The organism is Rhodopirellula sp. SH410, assembly GCF_055811895.1.
In genome coordinates, this window is record NZ_CM147949.1 from 5,769,680 (window position 1) to 5,784,628 (window position 14,949).

The following is a 14,949-nucleotide window of genomic DNA, read 5'->3' on the forward strand; positions in this document are numbered from 1 at the left end:
CGTATGCGGTGAAAGCTGCACGTACGGTTCGGAGAGGGGTGGTTGATGTTCCGCGAACTTAACGCGGACTTGGCCATCTACTCTACGCGGAAGTGTGGGTTCGACTCCCACTGGGCGCTTTGCAAAATCCGGTGTGGCCCAATGGTAAGGCGGCTCCCTGTTAAGGAGACGAGTGATGGTTCGAGTCCATCCGCCGGAGCTTCGCGAAGTTTGAAGGGTGAAGCGAGAAGTGTGGAATAGCTCGCTTCGTTCCACACCTCGCCCTTCAAACTTCTGCATATTTCGTGTCCTTGGCCGAGCGGCAAAGGTTCCGGACTTCCAATCCGGCTAGGTGGGTTCGACTCCCGCAGGACACTCTTCTGTTTTGGAAAACTCTCTCCGGCGCGTAGTCGCGACGTGAGCCTTTGAAGCTCGCAGATCGGGTTCAATTCCCGGACGGAGTGCTTTGCAAAGTTTTGTTACGCCGGAGTAGCAGTTGTTGGTCGCTGCACCTCGCTCTGAACGAGGAGTTCATTGGTTCGATTCCAGTCTCCGGTGCTGTGGCCAGATCTGGTGTTGGTTTCCAGAGACTCACTGTGAATGAGTTTGTCGCCGGTTCAATTCCGGTTGGTCACCCTCCCCGAACATTTTCGGTGGCAATTTCCTCTGGGAAGGAAGCTTGATTGTCTATCAAGTCGCTGCGGGTTCGACTCCCGTTGCCATCGCTTTCAATTCGCCGCATTCGACTACTGGCTAGGTCGGCTGCTTCTCAGGCAGCAGGAAGGAGATCGAAACTCCTATGCGGTACTCGCTTCGATCGAAGCAACAAAACGGCGTGGTAGATTCTGATGGCAGAATCGTCTGGTTTTCATCCAGGAGTCCGCGGGTTCGATTCCCGCTCACGTCACTGCGTTTGATAGCGCAATACGGAAGTCACCCGGCCGGAAGCAAGGCCTGCCGCCGACCAAGTGGGAGGATGAAGGCAATGGCCACGGTAGTGACCGATGCTTGAAAACAGCTGCGGTCAAAAACCGTTGCCCAGGTATGCCAACTGGCAGCGAGATCCGGCCCCGTAATCATTAACACAGGGCCCGAGTGTCTGCAGGTTCGATCCCTACTCTGGGTACTGGTATTGAAAAACAACATGGGGCGCTCGTCCAACGGGAAGACGTCTGCTTTGCAAGCAGAAAATCGGGGTTCGATTCCCCGGTGCTCCACTGACGGCTCGGTAGGCAATTGGCAGGCCACCTTGGCTTAGCAACGCGGGATCAATAACTGGCGTAGTGGATCTTGTTAAAGATCCATCCAGAACAGGATCTTTAACAAGATCCACTACGGTAAACCCGTCACTTATTGTTCCTGTTATCCTTAGAACCAGGGATGCTGTGGGTTCGACTCCCTCGCCTTCCGCTTTGAGATAGCGATTTAGCCGTTAGCAAATTTGCGAAGACGACAACCGCTAACAGCAAACAAGCTAGATGCGAACCAGCTTTTCCTGGCTCGATGGTGAAACGGACATCATCTCTGGCTTCTAACCAGAAGTTTTTGGTGCGAGGTTCGATTCCTGGTCGGGCTACTGATGGAAACAAAGCCAGCCGACGTGGCTCGATGTAGAAAGGCACCGCTCTTGGCTGTCATTCTTTTTTAGCGTGACCCATGCTAGTGCGAACCCAGTCGTCGGCTCTTGTGACTATGAAGTATGAAAACAACCAAATGACTCGCGGGTGTGCTGGATCGCATGGCAGTCTCCGAAACTGTCGGACCAGGTTCGATTCCTGGCGAGAGCACTGAACACCAACGATTCCAAACCGCGTTCTCAAACCGGAGCAGACCCATGCGATACCAAAACGACGACGAGCGACTCGACGAAGCCCACTGCTTTCGAGCCAATGAGTAAACGCCGCCGCGGCTATCCGTCGGAAACGAAGGTCAAACGCGGAGTCCGAATGATCCAAGGTAAGCTGCTCGAGGAAAAGCTCGGTCGCAACGACCTATGCCCCTGCGGCAGCGGCCAACGGTTCAAGCGTTGTTGCCTACGATCGGGGCGTCTGTGATGGCGTCAATCGCGATGACTACTTTTAGAGACGACGACTCAACGACACACGCTCGCGGCAACCCCGCGAGCAACAAAACGCTGGCGCCAGATGGCCAGGCAGCCGCTTGCAACCCGGCCAAAGTGGGTTCGACTCCCACCGGTGTTTCTGACTGATCGACTGCAGGCTCGGATTACATATTGAGAATGTGAATCATCTGAGTTGTCCCTTCGTCGATCCGTCTTCAACCAAACCACGGCGACTGCCGGTTCAGACTACATGGTGAGAGCGCGTCGCAATGCGGCGAGGTCGCGGGTTCGATCCCCGCCAGCGGACAAGTGTTCGCGAGTAGCTCAGTAAAAACGTCTGGCCAAAACTTCGTCGCCACCCGCACACGATTGACTGCCCAATCGGACTACATCTTTAGAAGTTTGAAGAGAGAAGGGTGAAGGGTGAAACTTTCAGACTTCTAACTTCACCCTTCACCCTTCACCCTTCAAACTTCGTGACGCTTCTTCAATCGTTTTTCCCTCGTCCGTGAGAGACCGAACTATGCGTGTTTTACATTGCTGTTTCGCCATTACGACCGGCCGCGAGTGATCCAAACTCGCTGCCCGACAGAGAACATACATGCACAATTCAATCTTTCAACGATTACGGAAACATGAAAACCACAACCGAAAATCGATCCAAAACCGTGACGACCGTCGCGGCCAGGATCGCCGGCGAAGACATCGCCAAGGGTGACTACATCACCATCCTCAGCGAGATCATCGAACTTCCCTCCTTCCTCTGGAGTTGCTCGGGCATCTCGCTACCAATCGACGAACCCGTTCGGACTCGCTACCTGCCGCGTGCAGTCGGCGAACCGCACAAAGTCGTCGCCGTTTGCTTGCCATTTGTCTATGCGAAGCGACCCAAGGGAAACCTGATCGCTTTCGACACACGGCAGCAACAACTCGTCCGGCTCGACCGAGACAACGGCCGTTCCCTTTGGAAACAAATGGGAAAGACCACCAAGAAGAAAACGAAATAGAAATCGCACACGATCGACTGCCGATTCGGAGTACATGGACGGAAGTTTGACGGGTGAAGAGTGAATAGTGAAAGCTAGTCGCGGAGTTTCTTGACGATAGAAGTCAGGATCGCGACTAGCTCGTTACACTCGTCCATCATCGGTTTCAGTCGATCGTGCGGAACGATTTCGGTTTCTGCAAGCAGCCTAAGCCAGTACAGCGTTTCACGAGCCTCTTTGCACGCGATGTAGTATTTGAGCCGGAAATCCTTCCGGCTCTGGCTCGCTTGCCCCTCTTCAACGTTCGCACCGACTGATGTGCCCGAACGGATCAGCTGGCGGCTGAGCGTTTGCGCCACGCCATGCTGCTCTTCCAGTGTCTGGCAGAGTTTCACGATTCGCTTGGCAAAAGTGAACGTCCGGTCCGGCAAATCAGTCTTCATCGAACTCAAGATACCAGAAGTGCATCACTACCACCTCCAAAGTTTTTCCTTTCACACTTCACCCCTCACTATTCGAACTTCTCCCGTGGCCAACAAGTCTCTCTTCCAAAGCATCACCAGCGTCCTGCCGCGAGCGACCGTCGCTAACGAAGCCGGCGGCCCAGCGTACAAGTTGTCCGCGAAGCACGCGCTCGCGCAAATGGCGGCGACCGGCACGTTCGGCAACGTCTACTACGCGTCCGCGCAAAACCAACTCGACGCAATGCGAAAGCTGATCGACGAGATCGACGACAACGAGTTCATGGCAAAGCTGGCTGTCTATTCACGTGAGCGTGCTTACATGAAGGACATGCCGGCAGCGTTGTTGGTCGTACTGTCGACGCGAGACACCAAGCTCATGCACCAAGTCTTCGACCGAGTCGCCGACAACGGCCGCGTTCTACGCACCGTTTTCCAAATGACTCGTTCGGGACAGTTCGGTCGCAGGGGCCTGTCGTCCTCGCTGCAGCGTGCATTCCAACGTTGGCTGAACGATGCGTCTGTTGGCAAGTTGCTCTCAGCTTCGATCGGAAACGATCCAAGCCTGCGAGACATCTTGCGAATGGCACGTCCAACGCCAAAGGATGACGCGCGTCGAGCGTTGTTCGGATGGTTGACCGGCAAGCCAGTCGAAAGGTGGGCACCAGCAACAGCTGACCACCTGCCTTCGACGGTTCAGTCGTTGGTCGCTTACCGCGCAGCCGATACGGCCGAAGCCCAAACGTTGATCGCCGGCGATTTGCAAGTTCGATGGGACTTGCTAGCCGACGCAGCCAAGGGACCGTTGGTTTGGAAGGAGATTGCCCGACAAATGGGACCGCAAGCACTGCGAATGAACCTCAACACGCTTTTGCGTCACGACGCATTCAAGAAGCCTGGAATCCTCGGATTCGCAGGAACCGACAACGCGATGATCGACTACGTGGCCGGCCAACTGGCTGACCGCAACGCGATCGCTCGCAGTCGTCAGTTCCCGTACCAGTTTCTGGCGGCTTACATGAACGCATCGGACGAGGTTCCAGCCAAGATCAAGACGGCGTTGCATGACGCTGCCGAGATCGCGTGCGGAAACGTGCCAACACTACCGGGACCAGTCATCATCGGCCTTGATACTTCAGGTTCCATGGCGAGTCCGGTCACGGGTAGCCGAGGCCGCGGCGGAACGTCGAAGATGCGATGCGTCGATGTTGCGGCACTGTTCGCAGCAGCGATCCTGCGTCGCAACCCAGACAGCGTCGTGATTCCGTTCGATACGCAGGCATACAAGGTCAAGGTCGATCCAAGCGATTCGATCTTGTCACTTTCAGCACGCTTGTCGAAGTACGGAGGTGGAGGAACGGATTGCTCGTTGCCATTTGTCGAAGCCAATACGCGTTACGCGAAGCAAGCCTTCGCGGGCATCGTTCTGGTCAGCGACAACGAAAGTTGGATCACCTCGGGACGTCGTTTTGGCTACGGGCAAAACGGTTCCACCGGAGTGATGACCGGGTGGGAGAAGTTCAAGAAGACACAGCGTGGACACGGCATCGCCGATCCGAAGCTAGTCTGCATCGACATCCAACCCTACGGAACCAGCCAGGCACCCGAGCGAGACGACATCCTGAACATCGGTGGCTTTAGTGACGCCGTGTTCAACGTCGTCAGCTCGTTCCTGGAAAACGACATATCCCGGTTCGTCCGCGAAGTCGAATCCGTCGAACTGTAAGCCGAAAGGGGAACCGAAATCCAAAACGCCCGCGGAAAAGCAATCCCCGTGGGCGTTTTGTACTGATGGGTCGGATCAGCGCCAGACATCGCTATTTCGTCTAGGAGGCGTATAATCGGCTTAGAAAGGTAAAACATGAATATCGATCTCACCACTCCCGCGTTGCTATTCTCAACAATATCACTGCTTTTGCTTGCCTACACCAATCGGTTCCTTGCCTTGGCAACCGTCATCCGCACGCTGCACCGACAGTACCAAGAGACACCGGATCCAGTAGCTGCGGCACAAATCGCAAACCTGCGCCGACGCGTGAACTTGATTCGGGACATGCAGACTCTCGGTGTCGCTAGTCTCCTGTCATGCACAGTATGTATGGGGCTGCTGTTTGCTGGCTTGGTTTTCTTCGGCAAAGTCATCTTCGCGATCAGTCTCGTACTGATGGTCGGATCACTTACCATTTCTTTGATTGAAATCCGCATGTCCGTCGGTGCGTTGAATCTGCAACTAAGCGATATGGAAAAATAGACGTAAGGATACCAGGAACAATAAGTGACGGGTTTACCGTAGTGGATCTTGTTAAAGATCCTGTTCTGGATGGATCTTTAACAAGATCCACTACGCCAGTTATTGATCCCGCGTTCCTAAGTCCGATTCATCCCGAATCTCGCTCGACAACCTACCGCGGAGGAATCATCCAGCACGAATCGTGCTGCTCCATGCCGACATGCGAATAGTAGCTGGCCGCTCCGGGAGCCGCCAACAGAATCAAACGAGTGACCAGCCCGACGTGCTCATGAGTCACGCGAATCAGCTCCCGACCGATCCCCTGACCCTGGCGAGCCACATCAACTGCCAAGTCCGACAGATAGGTGCAATATGCGAAATCGGTGATCGCTCGCGACACGCCAACCAGCGTCCCATCTTCATCTCGCGCCGTCACGACCAAGTCAGCCCCCGCCAGCATCCTCGCGATCCGAGCCACATCTTCCACCGGCCGCCGTTCCGCTTGCGTCGATCGTCTCAACACGTCGATGAACTCCGCGGGCGTCAGATTCGGTTCGATCGCGTACTTCATGATTTGACTCCTTGGAGTTCCACCACAAACCCTGGGTTCAGCAGCTTGCAAGCGAGGTCGCAGCACGAACAATTGATGAAGGTCGTCGCACCGCGAGTCACCATGCCGTAGTTTCGATGGCCAGCTTCGTCGTGGATATGATCGAATGCGCGGAACCGTGGTCGGATCCGCTCGGTGACTTGACGCATCAATGACTTGGAACCGACATGAATCGGGGCTTTCGTTTCAGTGTCTCGGGTGACATCGAGCACGCCCTTTGCGGGTCGTGACGAAAGTCAATAACATAGGACCAATTGAAATCGTGGAAACCAACTTTTAGACTTCTTGGAACAGATGCATTGAACAGCGAAGCTATTTTCGGATGCATCCTTGGAACCGCGGTGGGCGATGCGTTGGGGCTGCCCTACGAAGGTGTCTCACCGCAAAGAGCACCGCGATTGCTTGGGCCGCCCGATCGCTATCGATTCCTGTTGGGTCGCGGCATGATTTCCGACGACACCGAGCACACTTGCATAGTGGCTCAGTCGCTGATTGAGGCTCGCGGCGACGTTGACGTCTTTACCAAGCGTTTCGCAAGTCGGTTGCGGTGGTGGATTTTGGCACTGCCGGCAGGCGTTGGCAAAGCGACCGCTCGTTCGGGGATGAAATTGTGGTTAGGCGCAAAGCCACGAAATGCCGGTGTCTTCTCCGCAGGCAACGGGGCAGCGATGCGAGCGGCCATTTTCGGTGCGGCGATTGACGATGTGAAGCTGATGCTTGAAATGGTGCGAGCATCCTCGCGGCTGACGCACAGCGATCCGAAAGCAGAATACGGCGCCATCGCCGTGGCGTTGGCAGCGAAGCACTCACGGGATCACGAAACCGTCGATGCGAACCTGTGGCTCGATCAAGTTGTCGATGGAGTCGGCGACGATGGAGTCGAATTAACCGATCTGCTTCGCAAAGCGGTCCTGAGCACCCGAGCAGGGGAATCCACATCCGATTTTGCGCAAGCCTTGGGGCTGGCCAAAGGTATCACCGGATACACCTATCACACCGTTCCAGTCGCGATCCATGCTTGGCTCTCACACCCGAAGGACTTTCGCCACGCCGTCACCACGATCATCCGCTGCGGTGGCGATGCCGATACGACCGCCGCGATCGTCGGCGGCATTGTTGGCGCCGGCGTCGGTGGTGAGGGTGTTCCCGAAGAGTGGATTGATGGCCTATGGGAATGGCCACGCAGCGTGGCATGGATGCGTTCGCTCGGCGAATCGTTGGCCGACTCAATCGATGAGAAACCGACCACCGTCATGAAGGCTCCCTCCATCAATCCTCTCGGCGTCCTCGTTCGCAATCTGCTGTTCCTTCTCGTCGTCCTCTTTCACGGCTTCCGCCGGCTTGCCCCGCCATACTGATGCCCACTGAATCAAAAATCGTCGACCGTGACGAAATCGAAGCGAACCTTCGCCTTCATGTCGATCGACTTGCGGGGCTGATCGGCCCACGCACTTTGAAGAAGCCCAAGACGATTCAGGCGACCATTGGCTACATTGAAGGTCAGTGGACCGAGATGGGGTATACGAATGAACGTGAGTGCTACGATGCACTCGGTGACGAAGCCACCAACCTGATCGTCGAGCGTCCCGGAACCAAGCGGTCCAACGAGATCGTATTGCTGGGAGCCCACTACGACACCGTCTATTCAACGCCTGGCGCCGACGACAACGCTTCGGCAGTGGCGGTCATGTTAGAAGTCAGCCGTCTCCTGCGCCAACACACCGGTCGACGAACCGCACGCTATGTCGCGTTCGCCTGCGAAGAGCCTCCGTACTTCAACGTCGACGCGATGGGCAGCCAACACCACGCCCTCGAGTCACGCCGACGCGGCGATAACATCGTCGGAATGCTGTGCCTAGAAATGGTCGGCTATTACTGCCTAACAAAAGGCTCGCAAGCCATCCCGCCAGCGATCCCGAAATGGTTGCACCGTTTCTTCCCCCAACGCGGCAACTTCCTCGCGGCAGTTGGCAACATGCCGTCATGGAAGCTGAATTGGCAATTTCGCCGCGGTTTCAAACGAGGAACACGACGGATGCCGTTGTTCTCGATCTGCCTACCCGAAAAGATCAACGAGATTCGGCTGAGCGACAACAGTTCGTTCTGGGACCAAGGCTACCCCGCATTGATGCTGACCGACACCAGCTACCTGCGCAACCCCAACTACCACCAATCAACCGACACTCCCGACACGCTCGACTACCCCCGCATGACCGAAGTCACCCTCGGAGTTGCCTCGGCCATGCGACGGTTGCTTGGTGTCACAGCGATGCCAGTGTCTTCATGGGAGTGCGTCGGCGATACCCGAGAAAGGTGATCCCAGCGAACGCATTAAAATGGCGAGACCAACCGCTGTAGCGGAGAGCAAATTATTTCGGTTTACCGCCTCGCTAATCACCGTTTGGGGATTTAGGAAGTGCGGCGATGTCATACACCGAGAACATCAAGTCGATACCGAGGAACGACATCACGCCCATCAACTCCGCCGGTAGCGTATTGTATTGCCCGATGATGCCACGAGGGAAGTTCCAAGAGAGATCGAGCGTCAGCTTGCAGTCCGCGGCGACGTTGGCCAATCGCGATATCGCCGCGATGTTCGCTCGAAGGAAGGCGAGGCTTTCGTCAAGTTGAAGCGGAACAGAGCCACCGGGTGCGTCCGATATCGTCAAGTTGAACGTTGTAGTTGAGTACCCTACAACGGCGAGGGTGGCGGCAGTGCCGCCTGGGCGGGCTTCAAAGCATTCATCGCAGAAGCGTCCTACCAGGTAGCCAACGCGGTCGCCGATGAACTCCCCGTCATCGGTAGCATCAAAGGAGGGCTGGAAGCTGGCACCGGCTACGACGCACGATTCGGCGAACTCTCCGGCACCGATCGATTCTTGTCGGGCCTGGGAGCCCTGCCTATGGGCTCCACCATCCGCCGCGTAGGAGGCGGTCTCGGGATCAGCGGCAAAGGTGCTCTCGGCTTGGTTGACGATGCCGTCGATGCGGTGTCTGATGTGAAAAGGGCAGTGGCCCCAAAGGGACCAATTTGAGCGCGTAGATGCAGGACTTTGGAATGCTGAACTACTTGTCATGATCGTTGAACAGGAGGGGCTTACCGACGGGGTGGAAGTTAGGCAAGCTCCTTATTAATCTGTCGCCCCAAAGAGTGTATTGGATGGATCAATACGCAATGTCAATCCAAAACGAGGGCTTCCGGGTTACACGAAGAACTGCCAAAACTGTGTGATTGCTGCTGACAGAACGCTCGGCGGAACGCCAACCATCGCAAAGCCGAGTCTTGTCCCACTACCACGCAAGAACCTGGAGGTTCTTTACGGAGGGAAGTTTGAAAATGCATCGGGGATGATGGAAATTGGAGCAGCGCTCCGCCGTAGTGGCGATGGAGCTCGAGGAATAGTTGGCGGATCGCACCCTCGTGGCTATGGACACGTTTGGACTGCTGTCAACCAAAAAGGTGTGATACGATTCCTCGATTCTCAGGGAACACGTGTAAAGCCGGGTGGGCTTGGCGTTGATAACTTCGACGACTTCTCAGACTTTCGATTTTTGCTTACGGCGCCAGGAAGGAAATAAGAGATGACATCTCTAACAGACGCAAAACGAATTGCCGAAGAACGACTTGCGACGATGCAAATCGAAAGCTCCGTCTCCATTGTGTTTAATCACGAATTGACTGAGGAGATCGAAAATGGCTACGTATTTTTCTACAACACGCCAGAGTTCTGGGAGACTCGTGACCTTTCGTTTACCCTTGACGGAAACGAGCCGATTTTCGTTTCCAAGACGAATGGGCAAGTGAAAGAAATAACGATGGAGCAGTTTCTTGCCTACGAGAAAGGGGATAAATCTGCGATAGCTTGATGCCCCAAACAGTGTAAGTACTGCAGTACATTTTACGGGCAAGAAAGGAAAGGAAGGGATCGAAGCAACTCGATACTTGAATGGGCCATACTCCGTTTGGACGTTCGCTGCCAACAGAGTTCCATCAAACAAATTTAGCGTTGGTATCAAATCGTTGGTACGACCAGAACGTCTAACACATACGGTTGAGGGAATCAATGCAGCAAACCTAGTCCAACCCAAGCTTCGAGGCCCTTGGTCCGCATTCCAGAGAATAACCGGAGTTCGCAGAACACCTGGTCCTGGTACTTACCAAATTGATACTGGCGTCTTTCATCCCAATCAACTGTTCGATAAGACGACACGGCAACTTCGCCCCATGACCCGTGAGGAGCTATTTTGGGGAGGACGCAACCACGATGTCGCCCTTGAGGCGATAGGGTGGGGCTTTGTTTCATTGCCGGTAGCGGGATACGTATCGTACAGCTTAGTTCCAGTTTTGCACTTTCCGCATGCTATCCGGCGAGCGTCGCCAGGAACGTGAGCAGACGTCTGGAATTATCGTCGGGTGTCGCAGCGAGCGACACCCCCGATAATTTCTCTTCCCAGGATTTGCGGCGTAGCGTCGTGAGCATGTCCGCGAAGCTCGGTTCAGACTTCCAGTGGTACCAAGGTCGATTCGGAAACTGGAGTTCCTCGTGGCCTTCGGTCGCGAACCACAGGATCGACAGGCTGTACAGGAACATCGCCATCGGAGCGGTTCGTTCGACCGCTTTGGGAGTGCGGTTCGCCGGATCTTCTAGTCCGAGATGTTGCTTGCAATCGAAGTGCGTCACTTCAATCGACCAACGTTGCGAGAAGATCGAAAGAATTTCCTGGGGCTTCATCGACACGTCGGTGCAGTAAAAGATTCGTGTCGGCCGCTGACCCACGGTGTCTTGCGAGAGCACCAGGCGAAGCAGTCGGTCGTTGCCGGCTTTGTAGTACAGTCCCGTGCGAGTTTTCACCCGCAGCGATCCGTGCAGCCCGTATTGATCGTAGTGGAGCGTTTGCCAACGTGAACTGTCCTGCTCCCAAGCAGCGGCATCTTTCAACCGCTCACCTTTCTTACGGCGAGGCCCACGACGGACGGTTGTTTCTTGAGGGGCCGGTGAGTAGAGCGCCGCCTTGGCATGAACTGGGCCAATCAACTCAAAGTTCTCAGGCAACTTCGACAGCACGCTCTTGCCGCTGTAAAGACTGTCGACGACGAGAATGAACTGGCGATCTGGGAACCATGCAGCAACCATGGCCACCATCTCAGCCATCAGTTCAGGCCGTGTTTTATGGGCTTTTGGATCGGGTTTGTTTTTCTTCTTGGCGTTCTCAGCTGCCTTCTTCTTAGCTGCTGCGGCTTGCTTGGCCTGCTTGGATGCGGCACGCACCTGCGCGGCGGTGGGATTCTTCTTGCGTTTGCCTTTCCCTTTGGCGAGCCCCTGGCGATTGCGATAGAGCCTCATGCAAATCGGCAGAGAAAAGACTTTCGTCGGTGCCCACCATGGATGAGCAATCACGATGCACAGGTCCACCCAATCGTGCCCCCAGTGACAAATTTTCTTGGACTTCGACGAACTCAACGCATCGTGGTGCATTCCAGCACCAAAGATCCCCAGGCCGCGTTTACGACAGAGGGTGTCATCCCCCGAAAGCACGATCGTGGCATCGGCACCGATCAAGTTGTTCAGGATCAACTGGGCCAACAGTTTCCAGAGATGATCGATGTCCCAAGCCGCTTGCGAGAAGAAGCGGTGGTAATCAGAGAAATGCCCGTTGCCAACGGAGTCGCTGGAAATAATCAGATCGGTGACATAGCGATGTCGGGCTGACAGAATCCAGCCGGTCATCAACAGGCGAAACGTTTGGAAGCTGGGAGCGGTGAAAGCTGGGGAGAACGTGCGTAGCAGAGTCTCGAACGAACTGGTAAGTTCCATGGTGGGCGGCTTCCGTGCCAAAGGATTTGAAAGTTTGAAGGTTCAAATCTCATTGGAACGGGCCGCCTTTTTCGTGCCAATATCAGTTAGCAAAAAGTGCAAAACTGGAACTTAGTATTCGGGGATGCATTCGAGTTGATGTACGGTGATCCAAATGAAGAATGAACTTAACGTGGATGGATCATGGAGGCTCGAATCGATGCTTGCTTTGGCGATCGGAGTACCGTGGTACTTCTTTAGTGCGCATCTGATCGCCTCGTTAACTGTTCACTTGGTATTAGCAACGGTCTATTTCATTCTTGTGGGTAAGATTTTCGGGCGCGGAAGCGCTATCGCTTCATTCCTTATTATCTTTTTGTGGTCAACGATTACAGGATTACTACTGGTGGGATTTAGTGGCGGCAAGCTTTTTCAATAGGTATCAGATTTCCCATCTGAGTCCTCTGTCGCCCCAAAGGCAGGAGGCGTTGTTTCCGGCGGCTGCTTCGTACCCAGTACACCGGTCCGCCTGTGTGCGGAACCGTCAATGGTGATAGTCGGGGGCAAAACTGAAGCGACTACGAATACCGCCAACGTCACGCTGTCTATATCTACGACCGCCATCGAGAACATTGCCCTGGGCGCACGTGTTCCAGACCAGAATCCACGTCCAGAAGACTACGACTTCGGTCTTCGTGATGTCGATCAGGAGACGTGGAGACACGCTGGTCGCGTGCGTCGAGCCCTGCGTTGTATCCGCTGTAGAAGACGTCGCGCATTGCTGCGAAAATAAACTCGTCGAATTCTCCGCCATCGGCGCCGAGCCCTTGGATACGATCAGCGAGCGATTCGCAGTCAGGTTGGCATCTTCGTTTCTGAGCCCAAGCCGTACGGGAATGTCAAAAAGGTTCATCGCAATCGTTCTCCGCTCGTTGTCGCTACACAGGACCGGACCACAGAAAGCGTTCGGTGTGAATGTTGCCACCCCGGATGCCAGCACGCGAACTGCCGACAGTATCAGAAGTTAAGTTCTCTGAGTCAAGAAAAAAGTGACTGGAGCAAATGCAGCGACCATCGAGGTAGTCGACGGTCACACAAACACCGTCAGACATCACCGCGAGAACGAAGCGAGCCGCGTCGATTGCTGCTCTGAGAACGTCAGTTGTGTCCGGGTATTGAAATCCGCGAAAGTGCGTGTGATGGATGGTGCCAACATCGACAATGAACTCGTCGCCGTCCTCGTGAACGACAATGGGGCCGAGTTTGCCGGATGCGGCCGGCAAAGTGAGACGGTGGCCGCTGTCGTCGGCGTAAATCCAGGCTGAGGGATCCAGCCCAAGGTCGATACACGCGTCCAGGAACAGGCTTAGGTTCGGGGTCACCGATGAACTCGCTGCGACGCCACTGGTTCGTTGGGATGAGAGTATTCAAGAATGCAAAACCACGCGATGATGACCGGGCAGATCAACACGGCCAAGACACCAGGCATGGCATGTTGCGGCCAGTTGAGCGAGGCAAGCGACTCCGGGGTCGCGTAGAGCGAAGTCGCGAACCAAACGAGTGGCGTTGCGACAGAAAACGCAGCAAGCAATCCCATGAGTGCGGGGAACGGGAGAATCCGGTCACGTCGATACCAAAGCACACCGCCGAGAAGGTTCATCAGCACGCAGCTCCCGGCAGGCAATACTGCGAGTTTCGGTTGGCCATTGAACGCGAGAATTGCCGCAATTGGAACGAGCCAGGCCGATCCACCGAACACGCCACCGAACCAACCGCTAACTTGCCATTGGAAGCGTCGTGGCCCAATCATCGCTGATTTACAGTCCGATTTGTTCATGGCATATGTCTCGGGATACAGTTTGATTCATTCGGGGAGCGGTAGTCGTTAACGGGCACGGCAGGCTAATTTTCCAATTCTAAACGCCTGATACTGATTCCGCTGCACGGCACGGCCACTCGCAGTCCTTTCATCACGTCATCCAATTCGCGATCGGAAGCGGTAGCACTTCGTTGCAGTTTGGACATCGCGTTCCAGGTTCGACAGTGTCCGTCAAAGTACCACGCTTCGAGCAGCAATCGCAATCAATCGAATCTTTGTCACGAGTTGATACGCTACGACGGTTGGACCAGTCATCGTCGGGAATCATGATCATTGTGTCAGCCAATCGTGGGACATCAATCAGTATCGATGGCATGGACTCGAGGGCAAATTCAAGCAGACGGTCAGGATGCGGAATTTCGAGTCGATGTTGTCGGCCAGTGCACGTGCAGACAAGCAGCGTCGACCCGATAAAGCCAGTGTCAAACGAATGGTAATGATACGTACCCACGGAGAAGCCGAGTTTGCAGGTCGTGCATTCGAAGTCGGATGGCATTGGAGCAAAGCTACCTTGGAGAGAGAATCGCTCTTCTTTGACCTCCGTGTTTCAACCCGATTTCTGGCGACTGTGACGTCGCGTGATTTTCCCATTGGGCTGGTTGATGATGACCTCCGAGGACCTATCCAGTAGCGTCCAATTGGCCGCAGAGATCCGCCTAATTGGCCCCATTGAACGCTGGATCCCCTTGAAAATCAATAGAATTGCCGTAAGTCCATGAAAAAAGCCGAGTTGTGATTTCTCACAACTCGGCCTTAGTGGAGGCGGGGAGCTTCCGAAGCGAAATCTGTAAAGTCATTGATTGCAAGGGTTTACGAAGGAAGCATTTTTCTAATTGGACCCAGGCTTGGCCAATTCTGGCCTCCTAATTGGACCTGCCGGTGACCGCGATTTTTTGTGTGCTGACCGGCGGCTCGATAGGACAGTAAGGGTTCAGTATCCACTGGCC

The 14,949-nt window shown here is 55.0% G+C and carries 16 protein-coding genes and 9 tRNA genes; 18 read left to right on the forward strand and 7 right to left on the reverse strand.

The features are described 5' to 3' along the window. The first annotated feature begins 127 nt into the window (after positions 1–127). The 11 genes from SH410x_RS21010 (at position 128) to SH410x_RS21060 (ending at position 3,048) form a co-directional block, all read left to right on the forward strand. A tRNA-Asn gene (locus tag SH410x_RS21010) sits at positions 128–199 on the forward strand. A gap of 85 nt (positions 200–284) precedes the next feature. After that, positions 285–356 (forward strand) — tRNA-Gly (locus tag SH410x_RS21015). A gap of 106 nt (positions 357–462) precedes the next feature. After that, positions 463–537 (forward strand) — tRNA-Gln (locus tag SH410x_RS21020). Positions 538–539: 2 nt separating this feature from the next. Further along, a tRNA-His gene (locus SH410x_RS21025) sits at positions 540–615 on the forward strand. A gap of 16 nt (positions 616–631) precedes the next feature. Then, positions 632–704 (forward strand) — tRNA-Asp (locus SH410x_RS21030). 107 nt (positions 705–811) lie between these two features. Further along, positions 812–886, forward strand: a tRNA-Glu gene (locus SH410x_RS21035). A gap of 239 nt (positions 887–1,125) precedes the next feature. Further along, positions 1,126–1,196: transfer RNA gene (locus tag SH410x_RS21040), tRNA-Ala, on the forward strand. A gap of 280 nt (positions 1,197–1,476) precedes the next feature. Next, positions 1,477–1,555 (forward strand) — tRNA-Arg (locus SH410x_RS21045). Between the two features lie 313 nt (positions 1,556–1,868). Further along, positions 1,869–2,033: an SEC-C metal-binding domain-containing protein gene (locus SH410x_RS21050; protein ID WP_473670486.1), complete on the forward strand. Its 165-nt coding sequence runs from the start codon at positions 1,869–1,871 to the stop codon at positions 2,031–2,033. 76 nt (positions 2,034–2,109) lie between these two features. Further along, positions 2,110–2,180 (forward strand) — tRNA-Cys (locus SH410x_RS21055). A gap of 496 nt (positions 2,181–2,676) precedes the next feature. Then, positions 2,677–3,048: a hypothetical protein gene (locus tag SH410x_RS21060; protein WP_473670488.1), complete on the forward strand. Its 372-nt coding sequence runs from the start codon at positions 2,677–2,679 to the stop codon at positions 3,046–3,048. Positions 3,049–3,122: 74 nt separating this feature from the next. On the opposite strand, the gene SH410x_RS21065 is transcribed toward SH410x_RS21060, so the two are convergent. Continuing rightward, on the reverse strand, positions 3,123–3,470 hold the full coding sequence (locus SH410x_RS21065; RefSeq protein WP_473670490.1) for a four helix bundle protein: 348 nt from the start codon (positions 3,468–3,470) through the stop codon (positions 3,123–3,125). An 85-nt stretch (positions 3,471–3,555) separates the two neighbouring features. Between SH410x_RS21065 and SH410x_RS21070 the strand changes: the two genes are divergently transcribed. Both SH410x_RS21070 and SH410x_RS21075 read left to right on the forward strand, forming a co-directional pair. After that, complete coding sequence (locus SH410x_RS21070) at positions 3,556–5,214, forward strand: TROVE domain-containing protein (RefSeq protein ID WP_473670492.1); 1,659 nt, start codon at positions 3,556–3,558, stop codon at positions 5,212–5,214. A 135-nt stretch (positions 5,215–5,349) separates the two neighbouring features. Further along, the gene (locus SH410x_RS21075) at positions 5,350–5,739 is read left to right on the forward strand and encodes a DUF2721 domain-containing protein (protein ID WP_473670494.1); all 390 of its coding nucleotides are present in this window, start codon (positions 5,350–5,352) and stop codon (positions 5,737–5,739) included. A gap of 151 nt (positions 5,740–5,890) precedes the next feature. Here SH410x_RS21075 and SH410x_RS21080 read toward each other — a convergent pair whose 3' ends face one another. Then, positions 5,891–6,289, reverse strand: a complete 399-nt coding sequence (locus tag SH410x_RS21080; RefSeq protein WP_473670496.1) for a GNAT family N-acetyltransferase — start codon at positions 6,287–6,289, stop codon at positions 5,891–5,893. 338 nt (positions 6,290–6,627) lie between these two features. Here SH410x_RS21080 and SH410x_RS21085 point away from each other — a divergent pair, with 338 nt between their 5' ends. Both SH410x_RS21085 and SH410x_RS21090 read left to right on the forward strand, forming a co-directional pair. After that, positions 6,628–7,686 (forward strand): ADP-ribosylglycohydrolase family protein, encoded by a 1,059-nt coding sequence (locus tag SH410x_RS21085; protein ID WP_473670498.1) that lies wholly within the window; start codon positions 6,628–6,630, stop codon positions 7,684–7,686. Then, positions 7,686–8,645, forward strand: coding sequence for a M28 family metallopeptidase (locus SH410x_RS21090; protein WP_473670499.1), 960 nt, complete (start codon positions 7,686–7,688; stop codon positions 8,643–8,645). The genes SH410x_RS21085 and SH410x_RS21090 overlap by 1 nt, the downstream gene beginning before the upstream one ends. 73 nt (positions 8,646–8,718) lie before the next feature. Here the strand turns inward: SH410x_RS21090 and SH410x_RS21095 are convergent, their stop codons facing one another. Further along, complete coding sequence (locus tag SH410x_RS21095) at positions 8,719–9,405, reverse strand: hypothetical protein (RefSeq protein WP_473670501.1); 687 nt, start codon at positions 9,403–9,405, stop codon at positions 8,719–8,721. A 79-nt stretch (positions 9,406–9,484) separates the two neighbouring features. Here SH410x_RS21095 and SH410x_RS21100 point away from each other — a divergent pair, with 79 nt between their 5' ends. Both SH410x_RS21100 and SH410x_RS21105 read left to right on the forward strand, forming a co-directional pair. Further along, the gene (locus SH410x_RS21100; RefSeq protein ID WP_473670502.1) at positions 9,485–9,907 is read left to right on the forward strand and encodes a toxin glutamine deamidase domain-containing protein; all 423 of its coding nucleotides are present in this window, start codon (positions 9,485–9,487) and stop codon (positions 9,905–9,907) included. Between the two features lie 3 nt (positions 9,908–9,910). Next, positions 9,911–10,195 (forward strand): YrhB domain-containing protein, encoded by a 285-nt coding sequence (locus SH410x_RS21105; RefSeq protein WP_473670504.1) that lies wholly within the window; start codon positions 9,911–9,913, stop codon positions 10,193–10,195. Positions 10,196–10,689: 494 nt separating this feature from the next. Here the strand turns inward: SH410x_RS21105 and SH410x_RS21110 are convergent, their stop codons facing one another. Continuing rightward, on the reverse strand, positions 10,690–12,144 hold the full coding sequence (locus tag SH410x_RS21110) for an IS701 family transposase (protein WP_473669018.1): 1,455 nt from the start codon (positions 12,142–12,144) through the stop codon (positions 10,690–10,692). A gap of 154 nt (positions 12,145–12,298) precedes the next feature. Here SH410x_RS21110 and SH410x_RS21115 point away from each other — a divergent pair, with 154 nt between their 5' ends. Next, the gene (locus SH410x_RS21115; protein WP_473670506.1) at positions 12,299–12,562 is read left to right on the forward strand and encodes a hypothetical protein; all 264 of its coding nucleotides are present in this window, start codon (positions 12,299–12,301) and stop codon (positions 12,560–12,562) included. 105 nt (positions 12,563–12,667) lie between these two features. Here SH410x_RS21115 and SH410x_RS21120 read toward each other — a convergent pair whose 3' ends face one another. Genes SH410x_RS21120 through SH410x_RS21130 form a run of 3 tightly spaced genes read right to left on the reverse strand, consistent with a single transcriptional unit; the run spans position 12,668 to position 13,960 of the window. Beyond that, entirely contained in the window at positions 12,668–13,036 is a 369-nt protein-coding gene (locus SH410x_RS21120) for a hypothetical protein (protein ID WP_473670508.1), read from the reverse strand. Between the two features lie 25 nt (positions 13,037–13,061). Further along, on the reverse strand, positions 13,062–13,505 hold the full coding sequence (locus SH410x_RS21125; protein WP_473670509.1) for a hypothetical protein: 444 nt from the start codon (positions 13,503–13,505) through the stop codon (positions 13,062–13,064). Beyond that, entirely contained in the window at positions 13,502–13,960 is a 459-nt protein-coding gene (locus tag SH410x_RS21130; protein WP_473670511.1) for a hypothetical protein, read from the reverse strand. The genes SH410x_RS21125 and SH410x_RS21130 overlap by 4 nt, the downstream gene beginning before the upstream one ends. Positions 13,961–14,949 lie beyond the last annotated feature (989 nt).